The 22,704-nt window shown below is 60.4% G+C and carries 21 protein-coding genes; 6 read left to right on the top strand and 15 right to left on the bottom strand.

Going from position 1 to position 22,704, the window contains the following annotated elements; genetic code table 11:
- Positions 1 to 46: 46 nt before the first annotated feature.
- Positions 47 to 2,158 (top strand): hybrid sensor histidine kinase/response regulator, encoded by a 2,112-nt coding sequence (locus ACA059_RS18210; protein ID WP_497630395.1) that lies wholly within the window; start codon positions 47 to 49, stop codon positions 2,156 to 2,158.
- Between the two features lie 150 nt (positions 2,159 to 2,308).
- The gene (gene uvrA, locus ACA059_RS18205) at positions 2,309 to 4,939 is read left to right on the top strand and encodes an excinuclease ABC subunit UvrA (protein WP_497630394.1); all 2,631 of its coding nucleotides are present in this window, start codon (positions 2,309 to 2,311) and stop codon (positions 4,937 to 4,939) included.
- Positions 4,940 to 5,037: 98 nt separating this feature from the next.
- Here the strand turns inward: uvrA and ACA059_RS18200 are convergent, their stop codons facing one another.
- The 6 genes from ACA059_RS18200 to ACA059_RS18175 are packed head-to-tail and all read right to left on the bottom strand — an operon-like array spanning position 5,038 to position 10,465.
- Positions 5,038 to 6,981, bottom strand: coding sequence for a PAS domain-containing hybrid sensor histidine kinase/response regulator (locus tag ACA059_RS18200; protein WP_497630393.1), 1,944 nt, complete (start codon positions 6,979 to 6,981; stop codon positions 5,038 to 5,040).
- Positions 6,971 to 7,846, bottom strand: a complete 876-nt coding sequence (locus ACA059_RS18195) for a sensor histidine kinase (RefSeq protein WP_497630392.1) — start codon at positions 7,844 to 7,846, stop codon at positions 6,971 to 6,973. Before ACA059_RS18195 ends, ACA059_RS18200 begins: the two co-directional genes overlap by 11 nt.
- Entirely contained in the window at positions 7,839 to 8,843 is a 1,005-nt protein-coding gene (locus ACA059_RS18190) for an ATP-binding protein (protein ID WP_497630391.1), read from the bottom strand. Before ACA059_RS18190 ends, ACA059_RS18195 begins: the two co-directional genes overlap by 8 nt.
- A gap of 2 nt (positions 8,844 to 8,845) precedes the next feature.
- Entirely contained in the window at positions 8,846 to 9,250 is a 405-nt protein-coding gene (locus ACA059_RS18185; protein WP_497630390.1) for an anti-sigma regulatory factor, read from the bottom strand.
- Positions 9,247 to 9,609 carry an STAS domain-containing protein gene (locus ACA059_RS18180; RefSeq protein WP_497630389.1) on the bottom strand — a complete coding sequence of 121 codons (363 nt, stop codon included), beginning with the start codon at positions 9,607 to 9,609 and terminating at the stop codon, positions 9,247 to 9,249. The genes ACA059_RS18185 and ACA059_RS18180 overlap by 4 nt, the downstream gene beginning before the upstream one ends.
- Positions 9,610 to 9,613: 4 nt before the next feature.
- On the bottom strand, positions 9,614 to 10,465 hold the full coding sequence (locus tag ACA059_RS18175) for an STAS domain-containing protein (RefSeq protein ID WP_497630388.1): 852 nt from the start codon (positions 10,463 to 10,465) through the stop codon (positions 9,614 to 9,616).
- 319 nt (positions 10,466 to 10,784) lie between these two features.
- On the opposite strand from ACA059_RS18175, the gene ACA059_RS18170 reads away from it, so the two are divergent.
- Positions 10,785 to 10,973 (top strand): hypothetical protein, encoded by a 189-nt coding sequence (locus tag ACA059_RS18170; protein WP_497634755.1) that lies wholly within the window; start codon positions 10,785 to 10,787, stop codon positions 10,971 to 10,973.
- A gap of 51 nt (positions 10,974 to 11,024) precedes the next feature.
- Here the strand turns inward: ACA059_RS18170 and ACA059_RS18165 are convergent, their stop codons facing one another.
- The gene (locus ACA059_RS18165) at positions 11,025 to 11,546 is read right to left on the bottom strand and encodes a DUF4142 domain-containing protein (RefSeq protein ID WP_497630387.1); all 522 of its coding nucleotides are present in this window, start codon (positions 11,544 to 11,546) and stop codon (positions 11,025 to 11,027) included.
- A 217-nt stretch (positions 11,547 to 11,763) separates the two neighbouring features.
- On the opposite strand from ACA059_RS18165, the gene ACA059_RS18160 reads away from it, so the two are divergent.
- Both ACA059_RS18160 and ACA059_RS18155 read left to right on the top strand, forming a co-directional pair.
- On the top strand, positions 11,764 to 12,006 hold the full coding sequence (locus ACA059_RS18160) for a hypothetical protein (RefSeq protein ID WP_497630386.1): 243 nt from the start codon (positions 11,764 to 11,766) through the stop codon (positions 12,004 to 12,006).
- A gap of 110 nt (positions 12,007 to 12,116) precedes the next feature.
- Complete coding sequence (locus tag ACA059_RS18155) at positions 12,117 to 12,356, top strand: hypothetical protein (RefSeq protein WP_497630385.1); 240 nt, start codon at positions 12,117 to 12,119, stop codon at positions 12,354 to 12,356.
- A 161-nt stretch (positions 12,357 to 12,517) separates the two neighbouring features.
- On the opposite strand, the gene ACA059_RS18150 is transcribed toward ACA059_RS18155, so the two are convergent.
- The 6 genes from ACA059_RS18150 to ACA059_RS18125 form a co-directional block, all read right to left on the bottom strand.
- Positions 12,518 to 13,609 carry an SMP-30/gluconolactonase/LRE family protein gene (locus ACA059_RS18150; RefSeq protein WP_497630384.1) on the bottom strand — a complete coding sequence of 364 codons (1,092 nt, stop codon included), beginning with the start codon at positions 13,607 to 13,609 and terminating at the stop codon, positions 12,518 to 12,520.
- The gene (locus ACA059_RS18145) at positions 13,606 to 14,751 is read right to left on the bottom strand and encodes an SRPBCC family protein (protein ID WP_497630383.1); all 1,146 of its coding nucleotides are present in this window, start codon (positions 14,749 to 14,751) and stop codon (positions 13,606 to 13,608) included. Before ACA059_RS18145 ends, ACA059_RS18150 begins: the two co-directional genes overlap by 4 nt.
- 106 nt (positions 14,752 to 14,857) lie before the next feature.
- On the bottom strand, positions 14,858 to 15,721 hold the full coding sequence (locus tag ACA059_RS18140) for a LysR family transcriptional regulator (protein WP_134418225.1): 864 nt from the start codon (positions 15,719 to 15,721) through the stop codon (positions 14,858 to 14,860).
- Positions 15,722 to 15,896: 175 nt separating this feature from the next.
- Positions 15,897 to 17,744, bottom strand: a complete 1,848-nt coding sequence (locus tag ACA059_RS18135; RefSeq protein WP_497634694.1) for an amidohydrolase — start codon at positions 17,742 to 17,744, stop codon at positions 15,897 to 15,899.
- A gap of 308 nt (positions 17,745 to 18,052) precedes the next feature.
- Positions 18,053 to 18,367 carry an SCP2 sterol-binding domain-containing protein gene (locus ACA059_RS18130; protein ID WP_008154977.1) on the bottom strand — a complete coding sequence of 105 codons (315 nt, stop codon included), beginning with the start codon at positions 18,365 to 18,367 and terminating at the stop codon, positions 18,053 to 18,055.
- A gap of 64 nt (positions 18,368 to 18,431) precedes the next feature.
- On the bottom strand, positions 18,432 to 19,142 hold the full coding sequence (locus tag ACA059_RS18125) for a histidine phosphatase family protein (RefSeq protein WP_497630382.1): 711 nt from the start codon (positions 19,140 to 19,142) through the stop codon (positions 18,432 to 18,434).
- 203 nt (positions 19,143 to 19,345) lie between these two features.
- Between ACA059_RS18125 and sohB the strand changes: the two genes are divergently transcribed.
- Entirely contained in the window at positions 19,346 to 20,368 is a 1,023-nt protein-coding gene (gene sohB, locus ACA059_RS18120) for a protease SohB (protein ID WP_497630381.1), read from the top strand.
- An 83-nt stretch (positions 20,369 to 20,451) separates the two neighbouring features.
- Here the strand turns inward: sohB and ACA059_RS18115 are convergent, their stop codons facing one another.
- Together ACA059_RS18115 and ACA059_RS18110 are read right to left on the bottom strand one after the other, a co-directional pair.
- Complete coding sequence (locus ACA059_RS18115; RefSeq protein ID WP_123495036.1) at positions 20,452 to 20,946, bottom strand: DUF934 domain-containing protein; 495 nt, start codon at positions 20,944 to 20,946, stop codon at positions 20,452 to 20,454.
- On the bottom strand, positions 20,930 to 22,588 hold the full coding sequence (locus ACA059_RS18110) for a nitrite/sulfite reductase (protein ID WP_497630380.1): 1,659 nt from the start codon (positions 22,586 to 22,588) through the stop codon (positions 20,930 to 20,932). Before ACA059_RS18110 ends, ACA059_RS18115 begins: the two co-directional genes overlap by 17 nt.
- Positions 22,589 to 22,704 lie beyond the last annotated feature (116 nt).

Here is a 22,704-nt window from a genome sequence, read left to right as displayed (position 1 = left end):
TTGTGATCCCTTAAGCCAGTCATCTACAGGGATATAGAGTCAGTCGATGCAGTTTCTAGACGATAGCCATGGGTGTGCAGGCTGGAACGGTGAAATGGCCGGGCGCATCCGCGCGTTCGACTGGAGCCTGACTGAGCTTGGGAACATGGACACCTGGCCCAGAAGCCTGTGCAGCGCGGTGCAGTTGATGCTCGCGTCGCCACTGCCGATGGTGATGCTGTGGGGTCGACCGGGTTACATGATCTATAACGATGCGTACTCGACGTTTGCCGGTGGCCGCCATCCTTACCTGTTGGGCTCCCCGGTGGAGCTGGGTTGGCCGGAAGTCGCCGACTTCAATCGGCATGTGGTCGATACCTGCCTGGCCGGCGGCACCTTGTCCTATCGCAACAAAGTCCTGGAGTTGCTGCGCGACGGGATACCCGAAGACGTCTGGCTGGACCTCTATTACAGCCCGGTGGCTGATGATGACGGGAAACCGGCCGGGGTCATGGCGATGGTGGTCGAAACCACCGAGCATGTGATTTCCGAACGCCGTCGTCAGGCCGCCGAGGACGCCTATCACGCCGATAACGAACGAGTGCGCCTGGCGCTCAATGCCGGGGCTTTGCTCGGCTCGTTCGTCTGGGACATCAAGGGCAATGCGCTCTCCGGTGACGAGCGTTTCGCCCGCACCTTTTCCTACCCGCCGGAGCAAAACCTGGCCGACCTGCCAACGGACATCGCCGAAGCACGGATCCATCCCGATGACCGCAGCTGGGTGCAGGAGCAGATCAATCAATCAGTGGAAACCGGCGAACCCTTTAACGCCGAGTATCGGGTCCTGCGTCCGGATGGCAGTTATCTGTGGGTGCAGGCGAGTGGTGGCTGCGAGTTCAATGAGCAGGGCGAACCGTTCCGTTTCCCCGGGGTGTTGATCGACATCCACGAACGCAAGACCGCCGAAGAATCCCTGCTCAAGTTCACCCGCAACCTGGAGCAACGGGTTGCCGACGAAGTCGAAGCGCGGCTGGCCGCTGAAGAACAACTGCGTCAATCGCAGAAACTCGAAGCCATCGGCGGTCTCACCGGCGGCGTGGCCCATGACTTCAATAACCTGTTGCAGGTGATCGCCGGTAACCTGCACTTGCTGGCGCGGCATGAACCGGACAACGCCAATGTGCAGCGCCGGGTCAGTGCTTCGATTGCCGCGGTCGAACGTGGCGCCAAACTGTCTTCGCAACTACTTGCGTTCGCCCGTCGTCAGCCCTTGTCGCCAGCGGTCTGCGACCTGCGCCAGGTCTTCGATGGGCTCGGGGAATTGTTGCAGCGGGCGCTGGGGGAAACCATCCAGATCAATGTCACCGCGACTGAAGCCCTTTGGCTCGTCTACGTGGACCGCAATCAACTGGAAAACGCCGTCCTCAATCTGGCGATCAATGCCCGTGACGCCATGAACGGCGAGGGGACCATTGACCTGAGCGCCGAGAACATTGCCCTTGATAGCAAGTTTTGTGCAGGCAAGGGCATCGTCGCCGGCGACTATGTCTGCGTAGCGGTGGCTGACAGGGGTATCGGCATGTCGCCGCAGGTACTTGCACAGGCTTTCGAACCGTTTTTTACCACCAAGGCCGATGGCCAGGGCACGGGGCTGGGCCTGAGCATGGTGTTCGGTTTCGTCAAGCAGAGTGGCGGGCATATCGAGATTTCCAGCGTGGTCGGGCAGGGCACTCGGGTGCAGCTGTATTTCCCTCGCAGCCTGCGCCCGATGCTCAACGAAACGACACGTCATGACCCGCAACAGCGAGGCGGACACGAAACCATTCTGGTGGTCGAGGACAACGAGGCGGTGCGCAGCTCAGCGGTAGAGTTGCTGAGCGAAGAAGGTTATCAAGTGCTGACGGCGGCCAACGGTGACGTCGCGATGCAGATGCTGCTGGAGGGCGCCGTGGTCGACCTGATTTTCACCGACGTGGTCATGCCCGGCCTGATCAAAAGCTCGGACCTGGCCGCCTGGGCCAAGGTGCAGACGCCGCCGGTGGCCGTGCTGTTCACCTCGGGCCACACCCGTGACATTATTTCGCGCAATCACCAGCTCAGCCCTGATACTTATTTGCTGAGCAAACCTTATGGTCCCGAGGCGCTCACCCAAATGGTGCGCACTGTCCTCAATGGCTGAACACAGACCCCTGTAGGAGCTGCCGCAGGCTGCGATCTTTTGATCTTATGGCGGTCTTGACATTGCCAGGATCAAGATCAAAAGATCGCAGCCTGCGGCAGCTCCTACATTTGTATTGCGTTCATCCACATCATTCCTTTAAGGCCGCTCATGACATCCAAGCGCACCTCCAATCCTCCTTCCGGCATAGTCAGGGTGCGCGGCGCCCGGGAACATAATCTCAAAAACGTCGATGTCGACATCCCCCGGGATGCCCTGGTGGTGTTCACTGGCGTGTCCGGTTCGGGGAAATCGTCGCTGGCGTTCTCGACCCTCTATGCCGAAGCGCAACGCCGCTATTTCGAATCCGTGGCGCCTTATGCGCGGCGTCTGATCGATCAGGTCGGCGTGCCGGACGTCGACTCCATCGAAGGCTTGCCGCCAGCGGTGGCCTTGCAACAACAACGAGGTACGCCGAGCACTCGTTCTTCGGTGGGCAGCGTGACGACGTTGTCGAGCCTGATCCGCATGCTGTACTCCCGGGCCGGCAGTTATCCGCCGGGGCAGCCAATGCTGTATGCCGAAGATTTTTCGCCCAACACGCCCCAGGGCGCGTGCGCCGAATGTCATGGGTTGGGGCGGGTGTATGAAGTCACCGAAGCGTTGATGGTCCCGGACCCGAGCCTGACCATTCGCCAGCGGGCGGTCGCCTCCTGGCCCACCGCTTGGCAGGGACAGAACCTGCGCGACATCCTGGTGACCATGGGTTACGACGTCGACAAACCCTGGCGTGATCTGCCGAAAAAACTGCGCGACTGGATTCTCTTCACCGAAGAAACACCCACGGTGCCGGTGTATGCCGGGCTCACCCCCGAAGAAACCAGAGTCGCGCTCAAACGCAAAATGGAACCGAGTTACCAAGGCACGTTCACCGGCGCCCGGCGCTACATCCTGCACACCTTCAGCCATTCCCAAAGCGCGTTGATGAAGAAGCGCGTCTCGCAGTTCATGCTCGGCAGCCCGTGCCCGTTGTGCGACGGCAAACGGCTCAAGCGCGAGGCGTTGTCGGTGACCTTTGCCGGTTACGACATCGGCGAACTGTCGCAGATGCCGTTGCTGCAAGTGGCCGAAGTCTTGAAACCTGTGGCCGCTCACAGCTACCTCGAACAGGCCGAGGAGGCGGGTGAGGTATTGACGCACGACCAGACCCGCGAGGCCCGCGAGCAACGAGTGGCCCACGGTGCCAGTGGTCACGCTAACGCGCCGGATGTACGCCACACACCGAACCTGTCAGTGGAGAAACGCCTGGCCGCGCAGCGGATCGCTCAGGACTTGTTGGAACGGGTCAGCACGTTGACCGACCTGGGGCTCGGTTACCTGGCGCTGGAACGCAGCACGCCGACGCTGTCGTCCGGCGAGTTGCAGCGTCTGCGCCTGGCGACGCAATTGGGTTCGCAGTTGTTCGGCGTGATCTACGTGCTGGATGAACCGTCGGCCGGATTGCACCCGGCGGATGGCGAAGCATTGTTCGAAGCGCTGCAACGTCTGAAGGCTGCTGGCAACACCTTGTTCGTGGTCGAGCATGATCTGGAAACCATGCGTCGCGCCGACTGGCTGATCGACGTGGGCCCGGCGGCCGGCGAGCATGGCGGCCAAGTCCTGTACAGCGGACCGCCGCCAGGGTTGGCGCAGGTGACGAACTCGCAGACGCGCGCTTATCTGTTCGCCGAGCAGGTCGCTCAGCCCCAAGCCAGCCGCAAGGCGACCGATTGGCTGCGGCTGGAAGGCATCACCCGCAATAACCTGAACAACCTCAGCGTCGAATTCCCGCTGGGCTGTTTTACCGCGGTGACCGGCGTCTCCGGTTCCGGTAAATCAAGCCTGGTCAGTCAGGCGTTGCTGGAACTGGTGGGCGCGCATCTCGGGCGCGCAGCCAGTGACAGCGATTCAGAAGGGTTGAGCCTTGAGGACGATGCACCGCAAATGAGCGGCGGTCAGGTCACGGCGGGGCTGGAATCGATCAAGCGCCTGGTGCAAGTCGATCAGAAACCCATCGGCCGCACGCCGCGTTCGAACCTGGCGACCTACACCGGGCTGTTCGACAACGTGCGCAAACTGTACGCCGCCACACCCGAGGCGCAGACCGAGGGATACGACGCGGGCCAGTTTTCCTTCAACGTTGCCAAGGGCCGTTGCTCGACGTGCGAAGGTGAAGGCTTTGTCAGCGTCGAGTTGCTGTTCATGCCCAGCGTCTATGCACCGTGCTCGACCTGCCACGGCGCGCGCTACAACCCCGAGACGCTGGCAATCATCTGGCAAGGGTTGAACATCGCCCAGGTGCTGCAACTGACGGTGGACGAGGCGGTCACGGTGTTTGCCGAACAACCGGGTATTCGCCGCTCGCTGGAGGTGCTGCGCGATATCGGCCTGGGCTACTTGCGCCTCGGCCAGCCGGCGACCGAGCTGTCGGGCGGCGAAGCCCAGCGGATCAAACTGGCCACCGAACTGCAACGCAACCAGCGCGGGGCCACGCTGTATGTGCTCGACGAGCCCACCACCGGTTTGCACCCAAGGGATGTCGATCGCTTGCTCGAACAGTTGAATACGCTAGTGACGGCGGGGCATACGGTGATCGTCGTCGAACATGAAATGCGCGTGGTGGCGCAGAGTGACTGGGTGATCGACATCGGCCCGGGGGCGGGAGATCAGGGCGGGAAGATTGTTATTGCAGGCACACCGCAGAAGGTCGCCAAGAGTAAAAAGAGCCGGACGGCGCCGTTTTTGGCCAGAACTCTCGGGTAAATCAAAAGATCGTCCGAACGCGGCCCGAACCTTCGGCAGCTCCTACAGGTGTACGCGGAACCCGTGTAGGAGCTGCCGAAGGCTGCGATCTTTGATCTTCAGGCGCTGTCGAGCGTGCGTCGAACCTTGTCCAGCAGTTCATTGATCTGGAACGGCTTGATCAGCATTTCCATGCCATCGCCGAGGAACACCTGACGGTTGATCGCGGTTTCGGCGTAACCGGTCATGAACAGGATCGGCAGCTTTTCGCGCCAGCCCCGTGCCACATCGGCCAGCTCGCGGCCGCTCATGCGCGGCAGTCCGACGTCCGTCAGCAGCAGGTCGATGGACTCATCGTTTTGCAGGCGCTCGAGGGCACCTTCGATGTCGCCCACCTGCGTGCAACGGTACCCGGCATCCACCAACACTTCGGCCACGAACATTCGCACCGACGGCGTGTCCTCGACGATCAACACATGTTCGCCGGCACCCTGATGATCGACGGTGGCTGACTCGGCTTCGCCGGCGGTGGGGTCGGAGCTGGCCGGCAGCATGATGGTGACTTCGGTGCCGCGCCGGGCGACGCTGCGGATGTGTGCATCGCCACCCGATTGCCGGGCGAAACCGTAGATGGTCGACAACCCCAGCCCGGTGCCCTGGCCCAGCGGCTTGGTGGTGAAAAACGGGTCGAACACCTTGTCGATCACGCTGTGTTCGATACCGGTACCGTCATCGCGCACAGACAACGCGACATACGCACCATCGGCCAGATTGGGGTCACCATGGGAGTAGGCGGCATAGGTGCTGACCCAAATGTTGCCGCCCTGGGGCAAGGCATCGCGAGCGTTGATCACCAGGTTGAGCATCGCGCTTTCAAGCTGAATGGGGTCGACCAGGGCGATGGCGGCTTTAGAGGTCAATTCGAGTTTCAGCGCGATGCGCTCGCCGATGGTGCGCACCAGCAATTCTTCAAGGGAGCGCACGTGTTCGTTGATGTCCACGGGCCGGGTATCGAGTGGCTGTTGGCGCGCGAAGGCGAGCAGGCGATGGGTCAGGGAAGCAGCACTCATGGCCGAGTTCAAGGCGGCTTCGGCGTAAAACTGAACCTTGTCCGTGCGTGAGGCGGCGATTCGTTTCTGGATCAGTTCCAGGCTGGTGATGATGCCGGTCAGCAAGTTATTGAAGTCGTGGGCGATGCCCCCGGTCAGCTTGCCCAGTGCATCCATTTTCTGCACTTGCAGCAGTTGAGCTTCGGTTCGCGCTCGCTCGGCGACTTCTTTGGCCAACTGGGTGGTGGCGTCGTCAAGCCGGGCCAGGTGCGAGCGTTCGCGGTGACGGTGTTCAGTGACATCCTCGACAAACACCAGGCTCAGTTCCGGCGTGCGGTACGGCGAAATCTGCCACTCGGTTTCACGAGTCACGCCGCGGACCCGCATGCTCAGGGTGCCTTTCCAGCGCTCGCCATAGGCCAGACGCAGACGCAGTTCCTCGATGACGACGTCCTGATCCTCGGCAAAGCACTCGCGCAGGGTGTCCGGGTTCAGGTTGTTCTGAATCAGCTGCGCGAAGGCATGGTTGCATTCGTGCACCTTCAACTCGGCGTCCAGCACCGCGATGGGCGCCGAGACATTGACAAAGATTTCCCGAAACCGCGCCTCGCTTTCACGCAGGGCATTTTCGGTTTCGCGCACCCGCAGCAAGGTGCGCAAGGTCGCGAGCAGTACATCCGGATCCACCGGGTGGATCAGGTAGGCATCGGCACCCGCGTCCAGGCCGGTAATGATGTCGCCGGTCTGGATCGAGGCCGCCGAGACGTGAATCACCGGTAGCAGGGCGGTGGCGGATTCGGCGCGCAGTTTGCGCACGATGTCGAAGCCACTCATGTCCGGCAGATTGACGTCGAGGATCAGCGCGTCGATCGTCACGCTGTCGATCAGCTCCAGGCCCTCGGTGCCGGTGCCGGCTTCGAGCACTTCATAGCCGTGGCGTTCCAGGCGCCGGCGCAGGGCGTAGCGCGTGGCGACGTTGTCGTCGACGATCAGCAAACGGATGTCACGCTTCATCGACGGGCTCCATGGCGATGGCCAGCGGGATGATCACGAAAAAGGTCGAGCCTGTGCCCGGCGTGCTCTGAACCCCGACTTCGCCACCCAGCAACTGCGCGAAGCGTTTGCACAAGGACAGTCCGAGCCCGGTGCCGCGAAGGCGTTTTTGCAACGGTGAGTCGACTTGAGAGAAGTCCTCGAACAATGCGCCATGTAGTTGCGGGGCGATACCTATTCCGGTGTCGCTGACGGCGAAGCGCACATGGTCGCGGCCCTCCAGCCGGGCCGAGACCCGGACCTCCCCGCGGGTGGTGAACTTCAACGAGTTGGAAATGAAGTTGCGCAGGATCTGCGCGAGTTTCTTGTCATCGGTGTACAGCTTGGGCAGGCCCACCGGTTCTTCGAAAATCAGGTCCACGGCGCTGGCGTCGACAATCGGTCGAAACATGCCACGCAGGGCGGCAAACAGGTCGAACATGTCGAACCAGGCGGGTGAAATGGTGATGCGCCCGGCTTCGATTTTCGCCAGGTCCAGCAAGTCGTCGACCATGTCGCTCAACTCGCGCGCGGCAACGCTGACGAAGGCCACCTGCTTGTGCTGCTCGGGGCTCAAGGGCCCGTCGAGCTCATCGGTCAGCAGGCCGGTGATGCTCAGAATCGAGCCCAATGGCGTGCGGAATTCATGGCTCATGTACGACAGAAAACGGCTTTTGAGGTCCGAAGCTTGGCGCAGCTGTTCGGCCTGGGTATCGAGCTCGGCGTACAGCGCCAAAACACCCTGGTTGGTCTCATCGAGTTCTTCGCGCAAGGCAATGGCTTCGGCCTGTAACTGCGCGACCAGCGCAGCTTGCTCGTCAATCTGACTCATGGGTGACTCAGCCATGGACTGCCTCCAGAGCAATGACCAACACCGTGACATCGTCCCGTCCACGGCAGAAATCGCGGTGCAGAATGGCGGCAATCACGGCGGGATGGCGGTGCACCAGGCCGGGGTAATCTTGCAGGTTCCAACGGGACTGCAGGCCGTCGCTGTACATGATCAACAAGTGTCCGTTCACTTGAGCATAGTCAAAGGGTTGCGCCTTTCGATATTGCCCGCCGACGATGCCGGGGTGGGAGGCCAGGCCGCGGGATTTGTCGGGCGCGATCAGGCAGGCACCAATGTTGCCGATTCCGACGAATTTCACGTGGTCACCGTCGAACTGCGCGATGGCCAGCGCACCCCCGCGGGTGCCGGTCATGGCGTGATGAATGTCCTCAAGCAACAGCATGGGTGAGGCGAAGGGCGACAGGGCGAAAGTCTTCTCACCGGCGCGGGCGGCACGTTCGGCTTCTTCGCCATGCCCCAGGCCGTCGATCACCAAGGCGCTGATCTGTGGCCCGTCAAATGCCAGGTGCCAGACATCGCCGCAGGCAGGATCGTCGTGCAACGAATGCTGGCTGATGCCGACTCGCCGGTCCGGGGCCTTGTCGCTGCGTGGATATAACCGCGTCAACAGCACGGCACCCCGCGAGTCGGCATAGACGTCGAACACTTCAGTCTGGCGCGACACGGCTCCAAGTCCGATGCCCTGGGTGCCGCCGGTGGAAAACCCGTCGGTCAGGCATGCCTGTAAATCAAAGCCTTGGGCGCGGTCCACGGCGAGCATTTCAATCCCCGCGCCTGACGCTCGGGGCAAGATCCGAAGGTGCAGTTCTCCGCGAGTGGCGTGCTTGAGAATGTTGCTGGCAAGCTCGGTAGCCACCAGCGCCACACGCCCGGCATCGGTGGCGTCGAAGCCATGTTCTTCTGCGAGTTTTTGCGCGGTGCGCCGTGCATGGCCGACTTGGCTGCTGTCTTCGATCGGCAGCACTTGCGTGACTGATCCCCCCATGTTCATGTTCATGTCCATCGGGTGATCGTGACGCGAGTGCCTTTGCCTGGCGCGGTCTCGAGTTCGAACTCTTCCACCAGCCGCTTGGCACCGGTCAGGCCCAGCCCCAGGCCGTTGCCGGAGGTCCAGCCGTCGGTCATCGCCAATTTGACGTCGGCAATGCCCGGCCCTTCATCGCGGAAGGTCAGGCGCAAACCGGTGCGTGCGTTGTCGTCGAGGATTTGCCAGTCCATGTCGCCACCGCCGCCATAGACCATGGTGTTGCGCGCCAGCTCACTGACCGCCGTCACCAGTTTGGTCAGGTCGATCAGGCGCATGCCGCACTCGGTGGCCAGCTTGCGCGCGATCTGCCGAGCCAGCACCACGTCCTGCTCGATGTGAATCGGGTGAGTGCCGCTGCTGCGCACGGTCATTGCTCGCGTACTCGTTCCTGTAACAGTTTCATACCGCGTTCGACATTCAGCGCGGTACTGACGCCGGGCAGGGTCAGGCCAAGCTCAACCAGGGTGATTGCAACGGCGGGTTGCATGCCGACCAGTACGGTCTGGGCATCCATGATTTTCGACAGCCCGGAGATGGTGCCGATCATCCGGCCGATGAACGAGTCGACCATGTCCAGGGCGGAGATATCGATCAGCACCCCGCGGGCCGACGTCTTGCAGATGCGCTCGGACAGGTCGTCCTGAAGGGTCAGGGCCAACTGGTCATGCATGTCGACCTGGATGGTCACCAGCAGGAAATCGCCCATTTGCAAAATCGGAATGCGCTCCATCGGCTCAGTCCGCCTTGCTGACAGTCAGCCCCAGCCGGGTCAGGGCCAGTTTCAGGGCATCGGCCAGGTTGGCCTTGGTGACCACGCCTTGCAGGTCCAGCCCCAGATGCACGATGGTCTGGGCAATCTGCGGCCGCACACCGCTGATAATGCAATCGGCGCCCATCAGGCGAATGGCGGTCACCGTTTTGAGCAGGTGCTGAGCCACCAAAGTATCGACAGTCGGCACGCCGGTAATGTCGATAATGGCGATTTCCGAACCGGTGTCGACGATTCGCTGCAACAGCGATTCCATCACCACCTGAGTCCGTTGTGAGTCGAGGGTGCCAATCATCGGCAGCGCCAGCACGCCGTCCCAGAGCTTGACCACCGGGGTCGACAGTTCCAGCAGTTCTTCCTGCTGGCGCTTGATCACCGCTTCGCGGGACTTCTGAAAGGTGCGGATGGTGTGCATGCCCAGGGCATCGAGCAGTTCGGAGACTTCCCAGAGCTGTTCGGCCAACAGCGCCGGATTGTCCTGGTAGTGATTCTGCAGGAGCGCAAACAGCGGGCCTTTGAGCGCGAAGATGAAGCTGGCGGTCTGGTGCGAGTCCTGGCCAAGCAGGGCGCGGCTATGGGAGAGTTTTTCGAGGAACTGGCGAATCTCGTCCCAGCCCGGTGCCGCAACGTTCTGGCCGTTCCCTCGTTCAAGGCCCGAGACGATCAGTTGCAGGAACTCCGACGTCTGCTGATGCAGATCCTGCTCTTTAAGGTTGCGCGCGGCACCACTGGCTTCGAGGCTGTTGGTCCATTCGGCCAACAGTTGCGTTTGGTTTTTTTTCATCGCATCGAGTGTGCTGGTTTGCAATGCCGCCATGTGCCTTGACTCCTGGAAGTGTTCGCCGATTTCCCGAATATTGACCGGCGTAAAATCAGTGACATTTGCCGAATGAGATAGTTGTTCGCTCCGGCAGGATTTTTTGATCCGGTGCACATGGACTCTAGTAGGAGCTGCCGAAGGCTGCGATCTTTTGACTTTGATCTTCGGCAATCCCCGAAACCGCCAAAAGATCGCAGCCTTCGGCAGCTCCTACAGGTCGGCGATCCATTCGATGGAACGTTGCTTGCCGGGCGGCTTCGAATCATCAAGGCCCGACTGTTTCAGCCGCGCACGTGCAGTGATGAATGAGGTACTTATGAAAGATGACACTGGTCTTGAGGAAGACGCGAAAACCGCCGAACCGGAAAGCGCAGACAAAGCGGTCGACCAGAAGCAACTCCACACCGATAACGACAATGAGTTCAGTCCGGGTTTCAAACCGCATCCCGACCGGCCCAAACCTGGGGATGACACCGATGCCGATATCGACACCGATGGCGGCTAGGCAGGTATTGAAAACGGCCGCATCAAACGATGCGGCCTTTTTGTGGGAGGGTTATTTGCTTGGATGAACAGCCTGGAGCTTTTTCGCCATATCCAGATGCTTCTCCAGCGCCGGCAGCATTTTTTGCGCGAAACCTTTCAGGTCCGTGGCGCCTTTGACTTTGTCGTCCGTCACGGTGTTGGCTTCTTTCTTGAACAGCTCGATGGTGTCTTCGTGAGCCTTCACCTGATTGTTGGCATAGGCCGCGTCGAAGGATTCATCGCGCAAGTCGAGGATTTTCTCTTTCGCCTGTTTGACCAGCGTCGTGCTGTCCGGCACCTCGATGTCATTCTTTTTCGCCAGCGCCGCCAGTTCATCGTTGGCCTTGGAATGGTCGGTGATCATCATGTTGGCGAATGCCTTGATGTCCGCCGATGAGCTTTTTTCCAGGGCCAATCGGCTCGTTTCGATTTCCGCGATGCCGCCCGCGGCCGCGCTGTCGACGAAGTCATTGGAAGTGGCAGCGAACGCCGTGCCCATGCTGGTGCTCAAGGCAACGGCCAACGTGAGGTGGCGCAGGGTAAATCCGTCCATTGGTTATTCTCCACACAGGTTTTCATGGGCGATCGATTGATCGTTAACGTGTGGAGGTCGACGAGCGGACAAAGGTTTTATTGCGTTTGCGGCAGGGCGACGAACGGGCACCGCTGGTCTGATAGGCGGTCGACAGAACCGGCTAACCGAGGCCATTCTGATAGTTGGTGAACGCTATTGATCGCGTTTGCCTCCGATCAACAAACGGAGGTGTTCCATGCCGGTGCCACACGACCTTTATCAGGATCTCAAACTTTCAAAGGAAGATATCCAGCAAAAACGCACCAAGGATCCGTTACTGGATTCACTGATCAACAAGTATTCGCAGGCGGACGCCGAGGTCGTAAAGGCCGAAACCGCCAAATCGGATGCGCCCAGCGATGACGCATTAAAGAAACTCAAGGCGAAGCGCGTGGAGGTTAAGCAAAAGATCGTTGATCGACTCCAGACGCCGTCCTGACGCGCCCTGTCTGGTCACCGACGATCGGTGACTGAAAAATTGGAACGGCGATAAATACCGGCACCTCGAATGAATAGAGTCCAAATTTACGGCTCCATGCGAGGTGCCCCATGAATCCAAAATTCCCCAGCGAAGAGCAGGGTGGCTACGACCCCATCCCGACACATCCCGAACCCCTGAGTCCAGGCCGCACTGCCGTCAATCCAGAAGACGAGCCGGGCATCGACGAACTGCCCGACAATGAAGGCGCGCGCCCGCTGGACGAGGATGAAACCACCGCCATGGACCCGGAAAGGGTGCTTGAGGAAACGGATAATGCGGTGCGCGATGGTGAGGTGGATCCGCGTTGAATCGAGGCCGCCGACGCTTCTGTAGCAGCTGGCGAAGCCTGCGTTCGGCTGCGAAGCAGTCGTAAACTTGAGCACGCGACCTTCCTGACACACCGCGTGAACTGATTTCACGACTGCTTCGCAGCCGAACGCAGGCTTCGCCAGCTGCTACATTATTGAGCTTACTTGTGTAACGCCGTACTGAGTGGCAATCGCGCCATGTGTTTGGCCTTCAACGACCCGAAATACAACCAATCTCCATACTCGCGAACGGTAGTGATTGGCGAGTAGTTGTCGCGGCTACCGTCCTGCAAGTTGGCGATCACTTTGCCGTCCAGATCCAGGCCCAGCGCGAAGGCGCGTTTCTCCACCGGTTTAGGCAGGACAGTCATCGCTCGCACGATCATTTTGCGTACGAATGGATGCGGCGCGGTGGCATCGAGCAGTGCGTTGCGCGGTGCATAGAGCGCCACCCAGAAGCGGTCGCGGCCATTGAACGCGAGGTTGTCCGGCAACCCTGGCAAGTTGTCGATGAATAGATCGTGGGTGCCGGCTTTCGGCCCGCTCAACCAGTAACGACTGATGCGATAGGCGCCCGTTTCGTTGACCAACACAAAGGCATCGTCCGGTCCCAGCGTCACGCCGTTGGCGAATTCCAGCTTATCCAGCAGGACCGCGGTTTTGCCGGTCTGGAAGTCATAACGCAGCAAGCGGCCATCGCCGCCGTGCTCGATGATCGCTTCGCCGTCACTGCCGTAGCCAAAGCGACTGGAGGCATCACTGAAATAGGCGTAGTGCCCGGACTTGTCGATCGCCACGTCGTCGGTGAAGCCGAAGGGCACGCCGTTGGCCGCCGTGGTCAATGGAATCAATCGGCCCTGGGCATCCAGTGACAGCAAGCCCTTGACCCCGTCGGCAATCACCAGCAGACCGTTGGGATGACGGGCCAGGCCCAAGGGTCTGCCGCCCGTATCGGCCAGGACCTTGGTGACCTTGCCGTCGAGGCTGGTACGGATCAATCGGCCGTCACGCAAACCCGTGATGAGGACGTCTTCCTCCAGCAGCAACGCTTCCGGTCCGTCGATATCCGCGGCGCCGACGCGCTCCACGCCTTTGAGGCGCTGATTGTCGGCGTAGATGCCGCTGGTGAGGGAAGGCGCCGGTGGCGGTGTCCAGGCCACCGGTTGAACCTTGGTGGGCATCAGCAGCAGAAGGGCGCCGATGGCAACGATCACCAGCAACACCACATGGCGAAACTTGACGGTTCGACTCACGCGTTGACTCCTGCCGGGGCCAATTGTTTTTGCGCCATCTCGCGCAATGCCAGCATCGACACTGCCGACTCACGATCGATGCGGCGCTTGAGCAGCAGTCGATTGGCAATGCGCATCGCCAGGCCGCTGAACTGATATTCCAGGGTGCGGACAAAGTGTGTGCCATCGCCCCGGGCCTCACACTCGTAAGTCACCACTAAAGACAACCCGTGATCGCCATGGGCCCAGGCACTCCAGCGGCGTCCTGGCAGGTATTCGTTAACCTCCCAGCGCAAGTGTCCCTCACGGCCGCCCGCCTTGATGTCTTCCTCAAACCGCCCCCCGGCATGCAGCGGACCGCTCTGGCCATCGACCTTGAGGGACGAGGGATGCCACTCCGGCCAACGGGTCACGGTGCTGGCATAGGCGAGCACGTCAATCGGGTGTCCGGCAATGTCGATCTGATGCTGCATGCGGGTCATGGTCGTTCTCGTCGGGTGCAGGTCCGTTGGCTCCGGTTCCCAATAGAGGGTGCCGAACAGGTAGTCCATCAGCGGAAAAACGATATTGAAATTGCGGTCCTGCATCAGCTCACGACGGTGATGCAGTTCATGCAGGCGGCGCATCTGGCGGATCCACGGCAAACGTGTGACGGGGTTCTCGGGGGGGAGGTGCTCGCAGGCGTGGAACACTTCATAGGTCAGGTAACCGAGGACCAGGCATCCGCCGAACATCCCGGCGACGTTGGCATCGAACTGCTCAAGCAGCCACCAGAGGGGCAGGGTGATGACAACCGTGTGCAACACGATCAGCCAGGCTGGAAACAGAATCACCCGCCAGTCCCGGGCAGTGTCGAAAGTCATGTGACCGGGGGCGAAAAAGCTGTGATGGTCGCCGGCATGGCGTGCGTAGAACATCCGCGCGAAGTTTTTTTTATGATGCCCCAAGTGCCGATGGACCATGTACACGCCGAAGTTGAAGAACAACAACGTCAACGGCATCGCCAGCCATTCCAGTGGCTGTACCTGGTGCACGGTGCCCCAGAATCCACCGATGGCCAGCACCCCGAACAGCAGCACAAAAGCGCCGTGCAGCCATGGGTTGTAGAGGGGATGAATAGCAGCGCGGTAGCGGGCGCGGAATGCTTCGGTGGTCTGCCTCACTGCAATCACCTGTGTTTATTGTTATCTCCAGCAGATTAGACGATCCCGGCGTTTTGGCTGGCCCAACCTTTAGGGCGCAACCGCCAGGGTCCGGTGCAAACCGGATTCAGGTCAGCGGGTTCCAGCGTTGCGACCAGTCATCGTCGGAGTTGATCACTTCGCGCAGCAGGTCGAAGGCTTGTTGCAGGGTCGCCGAGTCGCGGTCGCGGGAGTAAACCAGATAGGTCGGGTAGCTGAATTCGGGGGCTTTGGGCACTTGCTCCAGCACACCGCTTTGCAGATAACTCTGGACCACCCGAGTGCGGAAGTAGCCACTGCCGCCGTTTTCCAGAATGTACTGCAAGCCCAGTGGGCCGAGGTTAAAGCTCAGCGCGGCTTTGGCTTTTTCCGGCAGGGCCGCATCGTGCTGGCGGCGGAAGTCCGGGCCCCAGTCGATGTACACGTAGGGATCGGGTCGTGCGGCCAGGCGGATGAGGACCAGTTTTTCTTCCAGCACCTGTTCGACTTGCAGGCGCGGCCAATACTCGGGCTGGTAGACCAGCGCCGCATCCAGAACCCCCAGTTCCAGTTGGCGCAGCAGGTTTTCACCGTCACGAATTTCCATGCGCAGGGCGTGGCTTGGGATCTTCTCGCGCAGCGCGCCAGCCCAGCTGAGCATCAGCGGGTTGCACAGACTGACCTCGCCACCGATGTGCAACACGTCGCGGTAACCCTCGGGCAACGGCAAGTCCCGCCGCGCCGCTTCCCAGGTTTCGACCAGTTGATTAGCGTAGACCACGAAGGCTTCACCGTTCGGCGTCAGACGCGCACCGGCGCGATTGCGCACGAACAGGGTGCTGCCCAGTTGACTCTCGAGTTTCTGCACGCGCGCGGTGATCGCGGTCTGGGTGACGTGGAGTTTTTCGGCGGCTGCGGCAAGGCTGCCGTGGCGGACGATTTCCAGAAAGGTGCGGGCGAGATCGATGTCCATGGGGCGGCCGGTACAGGAGGTGCGCCATTGTAAGAGCGTATGCCAGCAACTGATAGCTCACAGCCAGTTGGGTAAACAGAGATCAAAAGATCGCAGCCTGCGGCAGCTCCTACACGAGATATTGCATACACCCCTGTAGGAGCTGCCGCAGGCTGCGATCTTTTAGCGGCTCATTTCAAAACGCAAAACACGAACAACCAAAGGCCCCCCAGAAACCGGCGAAATCGCTGACCGGCGCCGAGGACAGCCGCGCCCGTTCATGGCTATGCGCATGCACCGCGCAAGCCCCGACACATTGATGAACTTGCGCCGTCAGCGGCGCCAGGGGTTTCCAATGGCCCGGTACTTTGGCAACGGGCGACCATTCAGGCACCACGGGGACGGGAGGCGGCCCGAGTTTTTCAAACTCGACGCTGCCGTAGACGATCTTGCCGTCGACGATGGTCAGGACCGATTCGATCCATTTGACGGCTTCATCCTCGATGTGGAAATAGTCCGCCGACAGCGCAATCAGGTCCGCCAGTTGCCCGACCTTGATCTGGCCTTTCTTGCCTTGCTCGGAGGAAAACCAGGCGCTGCCGTGGGTGAAGAGTTCCAGCGCGGTATCGCGGCTCAAACCTTGCGGGTACAGCGCCAGACCACCGACGGTGCGACCGCTGACCAGCCAGTACAGCGAAGTCCAGGGGTTGTAGCTGGAGACACGCGTGGCATCGGTGCCGGCGCCGACCGGAATGCCTTCGGCCAGCATACGAGCAATGGGCGGCGTGGCTTCGGCAGCCTTGGCGCCGTAACGGTCGACGAAGTATTCGCCCTGAAATGCCATGCGGTCCTGGATCGCGATGCCACCACCCAAAGCTTTGACCCGTTCGATGTTCTGCGGGGTGATGGTTTCCGCGTGGTCGAAGAACCACGGCAAACCGTCGAATGGAATGTCGCGATTAACCTTCTCGAACACATCGAGCATGCGGCTGATGGATTCGTTGTACGTGGCGTGCAAACGGAACGGCCAGCGCTGTTCCACCAGATGGCGGACCACCGGCTCCAGTTCCTGCTCCATGGTTTGCGGCAGGTCTGGGCGGGGTTCGAGAAAGTCCTCGAAGTCTGCCGCCGAGAACACCAGCATTTCCCCGGCACCGTTGTGCCGTAGAAAGTCATCGCCCTGACCGTAGTGGGAGGTGCTGGTCCAGTTCTTGAAGTCGGTCAGCTCTTCCTTGGGTTTCTGCGTGAACAGGTTGTAGGCGATACGCACCGTGAGCTGCTGGTCTTTGGCCAGTTGCTGGATGACTTGATAGTCGTCCGGATAATTCTGATAACCGCCGCCGGCATCGATGGCGCTGGTGACACCCAGGCGATTGAGTTCACGCATGAATTGGCGGGTGGAGTTGACTTGGTATTCCAGCGGCAGTTTCGGCCCCTTGGCCAGGGTCGAGTAGAGAATCATCGCGTTGGGGCGGGCGATCAGCATGCCCGTCGGATCGCCATTGGCATCGCGCTGGATTTCGCCACCCGGCGGGTTCGGCGTGTCACGGGTATACCCGACCACTTTCAATGCCGCGCGGTTGAGCAGGGCACGGTCGTAGAGGTGCAGGACGAATACCGGGGTGTCTGGCGCGGCCTTGTTCAATTCATCAATCGTCGGCAGGCGTTTTTCGGCGAATTGGAACTCGTTCCAGCCACCGACCACCCGCACCCATTGCGGCGTGGGCGTGCGGTCCGCCTGATCCTTGAGCATGCGCAACGCATCGACCAGTGAGGGGACGCCTTCCCAGCGCAATTCGAGGTTGTAGTTGAGGCCACCACGGATCAGGTGCAGGTGCGAGTCGTTGAGACCGGGAATCACCGTGCGACCGTGCAGGTCGATAATTTGTGTGCCGGTGCCTTGCAGGGCCATGGCCTGGGCATCGCTGCCGACGACCACGAAGCGTCCGTCCTTGATCGCGACGGCGCTGGCTTGAGGTTTTTTGCGGTCGACGGTGTGCAGGCGTCCGTTGTACAGGATGAGGTCGGCGGGGGCGTCGGGCATGGTTTTACTCCCTGCGATTAGCGGGCTGATCCAGGCACCGACGGCGCCTGCCGAAAGGCCTTGCAGTACACGTCGGCGGTTAAATCCGTCGTGGTCGTCAGGTGGGCTCATGGGCAGTGCTCCGCGCAAAGGCTCTTGATAAAAAAAGCGAGGGCAAACAGCCGATGTCTGACGCATGCGGCCAGAAGGAATATAGACGGCAAATCCATAGGTAGCCGTTTTCCGCTGGCGAAAAACGACGAATCCCGCCTCGAGGGGCGGGATTCGTTTGCAGCCAGGCGTGCTCCCGAAGAACGGGAGCGGCGCGTTTAGGCCGGGAACAGCTCGGACAGTTTCATGGCCAGCATCATGTCGCCTTCAGCGCGCAGTTTGCCGCCCATGAAGGCTTGCATGCCGTCGGTTTCGCCGCTGACGATGCCTTCCAGGGTTTCGCCGTCCATGACCAGAGTCACCTGGGCGTCCGGGTTTTCGCCTTCTTGGAGCTCGCAGGTGCTGTCCTTGACGATCAGCGAGAAGTTCTTGGTATCGTCGATGCGGAAACCGAATACCAGGTCCAGACCGGCAGCAGCGGCTGGGTTGAACTTGGCTTTCATTGCTTGTACGGCATCAGCTACGGAGGTCATGGTTCGATCCTTTCTTGGGTAATTAGAGCTGGGTGAATACAGCCAGGGTCACAATAGTCCGGACTCAGCGAAACGTGATGAGTTCCGGGGTCTTCAACAGTTGCAGGTGCGCATGACTGTTGAAAGAAGACAGAGCCACCTCGCGACCGCGAAACTTCAGCAGGTTGAGCGAGGTGTTGACGATTTGCCAGTTCAGTTCAAACGCCTGCCTGGCAGGCATTTGCGTAATGAGATGGAGCAGGGCCGTGATAGTGCCGCCGGAGGTGAACACGGCGATTTTCTGGGTGTTGTCGGCGCTTTCAAGGATTCGCTGAAGACCGGCCTGCACCCGTTCGACAAACCGCAGCCAGCTTTCCAGGCCCGGTGTGTCATAGGTGCCGGCGAGCCAGCGTTCGATAATCAAGGCGAAAATTCGCTGGAATTCGCCGCGGTTTTGCGCGGCATTGCGCAGGATGTGCAGCGCTTCGGGTTCGTCCGGTAACATGGCCGGCAGCAGCGCGCGGATCACCGCGTCGGCGTCGAACTCATTGAAAGCGGAATCGATTTCCAGGACGGGAACCGGCAGGCCTGCCGCAGCGAACTGTTCCAGTGCGCTGTTGGCCGTGTGCTGCTGGCGGCGCAGGTCACCCGAGAGGCAGCGATCGAAGCTGATACCCAGTTCGGCGAGGTGCTGGCCGAGGACTTCTGCCTGGCGAATACCGGTCGGCGACAGGACGTCATAGTCGTCTGCACCAAAGGAGGCCTGGCCATGTCGAATCAAATAGATACTGCCCACGTCCGCGTCATCCCGGTACGTTGAAGGTTCGGCGAGGTTATGAGGATGAGGGTGAGCTGTCAATGAAAAAACATACGCTTGTTTGAAATGCCCGTTACAGGGCTGTTGCCAGAGGTTTCACGGCTGGCCGCCGGGGCGGTGCATGGGTATGCTGGAGGTATCCCGCGCGCGTTTTTGCAGCGCATCGTATTAAAGGAGTCCCTGTGGAGTTTTTTGCCGAGTACGCAGTTTTTCTGGCTAAGACCGTGACACTGGTGATCGCCATTCTGGTGGTCCTGGCCAGTTTCGCGGCATTGCGCAGCAAAGGTCGGCGCAAGTCGGTCGGCCAGTTGCAAGTCAGCAAACTCAATGATTTCTACAAAGGGCTGCGCGAACGCCTGGAGCAAACCTTGCTTGACAAGGACCAGCTCAAGGCCTTGCGCAAGGTCGAAGCTAAAACCGAGAAAAAGCAAAAGAAGAAAACCGAGGCCAAGCCACGGGTGTTCGTGCTGGATTTCGATGGCGACATCAAGGCATCGGCGACTGAAAGCCTGCGCCATGAAATCACCGCGTTGCTGACCCTCGCCACGCCCAAGGATGAAGTGGTGTTGCGTCTCGAAAGCGGCGGTGGAATGGTTCACAGCTACGGCCTGGCGTCCTCGCAACTGGCGCGTATCCGTGATGCCGGTGTGCCGTTGACCGTGTGCATCGACAAGGTCGCGGCCAGTGGCGGCTACATGATGGCGTGCATCGGCGAGAAGATCATCAGCGCGCCGTTCGCGATTCTCGGCTCGATTGGCGTCGTGGCGCAATTGCCTAACATCAACCGCCTGCTGAAAAAGCACGACATCGACTTCGAAGTGCTGACCGCGGGCGAGTACAAGCGTACCCTGACGGTGTTTGGCGAAAACACCGAGAAGGGCCGCGAGAAGTTCCAGGAAGACCTGGACATCACTCACCAGTTGTTCAAGAACTTCGTTTCCCGCTATCGCCCGCAACTGGCCATCGACGAAGTGGCCACCGGCGAAATCTGGCTCGGCGTCGCGGCGCTGGACAAGCAACTGGTGGACGAACTCAAGACCAGCGATGAATACCTCGCCGAGCGCGCCAAGAAGTCCGAGCTGTACCACTTGCACTACGCCGAACGCAAAAGCCTGCAGGAACGCATCGGCATGGCGGCCAGCGGCTCGGTAGATCGTGTGCTGCTGAACTGGTGGAGCCGGTTGACCCAGCAACGCTTCTGGTAAGCACCGTCGCGGAATCGTTTACGCCGGACACAAAAAAGCCCTGAACCGGATTTCCGATTCAGGGCTTTTTGTTGTACGCGTACTTAGCGGCGACGGAACAGCGGCAGCGGTTCGTCGGTAGCGGCCTGATAGGTCACCGAGAAGTCCTTGAGACCTTCCAGGGCTTCATACGGGTCTTTATCGGCACGAATGGCAAATGCGTCGAAGCCGCAGCGATGCAGATAGAACAGCTGGTCACGCAACACATCGCCAATCGCTCGCAGCTCGCCTTTGAAACCATAACGGTCACGCAGCAGGCGGGCGTTGGAGTAGTTGCGACCATCGGTGAAGGCCGGGAAATTCAAGGCGATGACTTGGAAGTTCTCCACGTCCTCACCGATTTCCTCGGCTTCTTCATCGGCATCCAGCCAAACACCCAGGCCGCCATCGCGAGCCTTGAGCATACGGCTGTGTTCGCGCCACAGCTGCAACGGGACGATGAGGTCGTCGCAGTTGCTGATCTCGTCGATGTTGAAGTCCTTGGGCAGCAAGTGCCAGGTTTCGTCGACGACTTCGTTGTTCTTAATTATTCGCTGCATAGACGCGCTCCTTGAAGAGGTCAATGCCAATACGCTGATAGGTGTCGATGAAACGCTCGTCTTCGGTACGTTGTTCGATGTACACGTCGATCAGCTTTTCGATCACGTCAGGCATGGCATCCTGGGCAAAGGACGGGCCGAGGATTTTGCCAAGGCTGGCATTGCGACTGCCGCTGCCACCCAGGGAAACCTGATAGAACTCTTCGCCTTTTTTGTCCACCCCGAGGATGCCGATGTGGCCGACGTGGTGGTGACCACAGGCGTTCATGCAGCCGGAGATGTTCAGGTCCAGTTCGCCGATATCGAACAGGTAATCCAGGTCTTCGAAGCGACGCTGGATCGACTCGGCGATCGGGATCGACTTGGCATTGGCCAGGGAGCAGAAGTCGCCGCCCGGGCAGCAGATGATGTCGGTCAGCAAGCCGATGTTCGGCGTGGCGAAGCCCTGCTCGCGCAACTCGCCCCACATCGCGAACAACTGACTTTGTTCAACGTCGGCCAGAATGATGTTCTGCTCGTGGGAGGTGCGCAGCTGACCGAAGCTGTAACGATCGGCCAGGTCGGCAACGGCATCGAGCTGCTTGTCGGTGATGTCGCCCGGTGCAACACCGGTCGGCTTCAGGGACAGGGTCACGGCCACATAACCCGGCTTTTTGTGAGCCAGGGTATTGCGGGTGCGCCAGCGCGCGAAGCCCGGGTGTTCTTTATCGAGTTCGGTCAACGCCAGGGTCTGGTTGTCCAGAGCCTTGTACTCCGGATCAACGAAGTGTTTGGCGACGCGATGCACTTCGGCTTCGGTCAGCGTGGTCTGGCCACCGCGAAGGTGCTCCATTTCCGCATCGACTTTTTGTGCGAAGACTTCAGGGGTCAAGGCCTTGACCAGAATCTTGATCCGCGCCTTGTACTTGTTGTCACGGCGGCCGTAGCGGTTGTAGACCCGCAGGATGGCGTCGAGGTAGCTCAACAGGTCTTGCCACGGCAGGAATTCATTGATGAATGCGCCCACCACCGGGGTACGGCCGAGACCACCACCCACCAGCACACGGAAGCCCAGCTCGCCAGCGGCGTTGTGCACCGGCTCAAGGCCGATGTCATGGACTTCGATGGCCGCACGGTCGGAAGTCGAACCGTTGATGGCGATCTTGAACTTGCGCGGCAAGTAAGCGAATTCAGGGTGGAACGTGGTCCATTGGCGGACGATCTCGCACCACGGGCGCGGATCGATCAGCTCGTCGGCAGCGACACCGGCGAACTGGTCGGTGGTGACGTTGCGCAAGCAGTTGCCGCTGGTCTGGATCGCGTGCATCTGCACGGTCGCCAGTTCGGCAAGGATGTCCGGGATGTCTTCCAGCGCCGGCCAGTTGAACTGTACGTTCTGCCGGGTGCTGATGTGGGCATAGCCCTTGTCGAAGTCACGGGCAATCCTGGCCATCATTCGCGTCTGGCGCGAAGTCAGTTGGCCGTAAGGCACCGCCACCCGCAACATCGGCGCGAAGCGCTGAATGTAAAGGCCATTTTGCAGGCGCAGAGGGCGGAATTCTTCTTCGCTCAGCTCGCCTGCCAGATAGCGTCGGGTCTGATCACGGAACTGCTTGACGCGGTCCTCGATGATCCGCTGATCGTACTCGTCGTATACGTACATATAAGTCCTGTTCTCAGGCTTGGGCCGGTCGGATCCAGCTGCGTTTTTGGCTTGCTGAAGTCTCGATACTGCCTCGGCAATTCTGCGCGCACGGCCGCGCACTCCCAACGGAGCCG

This window comes from Pseudomonas sp. LBUM1647, from assembly GCF_059716175.1.
The sequence above is the reverse complement of the archived record's forward strand: the minus strand, read 5'-3'. Positions and strand labels throughout refer to the sequence as shown.